Annotated in this window: 1 rRNA gene; it reads right to left on the reverse strand. The window is 51.4% G+C overall.

Annotated features, from left to right (window positions below):
* Positions 1-82: 82 nt before the first annotated feature.
* Positions 83-1748, reverse strand: a 23S ribosomal RNA gene (locus T530_RS15215); the annotation flags it as partial.

Here is a 1748-nt window from a genome sequence, read left to right on the forward strand (position 1 = left end):
AACAAGGGCCGTTAGAGCATTTTCTGCTGCACGACCGGAGCGTCTTTAATGAAGTATCCGTATTGTAAACGGAGATGAGAATATGGTCAAGCCTCACGACCTATTAGTAATGCTCGGCTGAACACATCGCTGTGCTTACACCTGCATCCTATCAACCAGATAGTCTCTCTGGGGTCTTCAGAAGACTTATAGTCTTAGGGAAGTCTTATCTTGAGGTGGGCTTCCCGCTTAGATGCTTTCAGCGGTTATCCCTTCCGAACTTAGATACCCAGCACTTACCCTTGGCAGGATAACTGGTAAACCAGAGGTTCGTCCACTTCGGTCCTCTCGTACTAAAAGCAGCTCCTCTCAAACTTCCAGCGCCCATAACAGATAGGGACCGAACTGTCTCGCGACGTTCTGAACCCAGCTCACGTACCGCTTTAATTGGCGAACAGCCAAACCCTTGGGACCTGCTCCAGCCCCAGGATGCGATGAGCCGACATCGAGGTGCCAAACTTTCCCGTCGATGTGAACTCTTGGGGAAAATCAGCCTGTTATCCCCGGAGTACCTTTTGTCCGTTAAGTGATGGCCTTTCCACTCAGCACCATCAGATCACTAAGACCTACTTTCGTACCTGCTCGGATTGTCACCCTCGCAGTCAAGCCTCCTTGTGCCTTTACACTCGTACGCTGATTTCCAACCAGCGCGAGGAGACCTTCGCGCACCTCCGTTACTCTTTGGGAGGCGACCGCCCCAGTCAAACCGCCTGCCTAACATTGTCCCCAAACCTGCTTCAAGGCTAAGGTTAGAAATCCTGTCCATCAAGGCTGGTATTTCACCATTGGCTCTGCGCAACCTGACGGCCACGCTTCACTGCCTCCCAGCTATCCTACACATAATGAACAGGATCCCAATATTAAGTTACGGTGAAGGTTCACGGGGTCTTTCCGTCTAATTATGGGTATCCGGCTTCTTTACCGGAATATAAATTTCACCGAGTCTCGCGTTGAGACAGTGCCCAGAATCGTTACACCATTCGTGCGGGTCGGAACTTACCCGACAAGGAATTTCGCTACCTTAGGACCGTTATAGTTACGGCCGCCGTTTACTGGGGCTTCGATTCACAGCTTCAGGTTACCCTTGACCGCTCCTCTTAACCTTCCAGCACCGGGCAGGTGTCACCACCTATACGTCCCATTACTGGTTCGCAGATGGCTGTGTTTTTGATAAACAGTCGCCTGGGCCTGCTTTGTGTCGCTCCTAATCTTATCAAACAGGAGCCGCACTTCTTCCGAAGTTACGTGCGCATTTTGCCGAGTTCCTTAACGCGAGTTCGCTCGTGCGCCTTAGATTACTCATCCCACCTACGTGTGTCCGTTTACGGTACGGTTTATTAAGCCTGACTTAGGAATTATTTCCCGGCACCCTGATTACGTCCGCTTCGCTTCAACTTTCTTTCCGCTCGCTGTAACAACTCAGCTCAACCCTTATTTTAACCAGAGCCTCAGCACCTCGTTGCTTTGACCGGGACAACCGTCGCCCGGCCGGATTTCACCTCATGCGTCATTCCATAAAAACTTAATAAGTATCGGATTATAAACCGATTTCCCATCGACTACGACTTTCGTCCTCGCCTTAGGGGCCGACTTACCCGGGGCAGATTGCCTTTACCCCGGAACCCTTAGGTTTTCGGCGGACGGGGATCGCACCCGTCTTTTCGTTACTTATGCCTGCATTCTCTCTTCTGCCTCCTCCAGAGCCGGTC

The organism is Treponema sp. C6A8, from assembly GCF_000619925.1.
Lineage (GTDB): Bacteria > Spirochaetota > Spirochaetia > Treponematales > Treponemataceae > Treponema_D.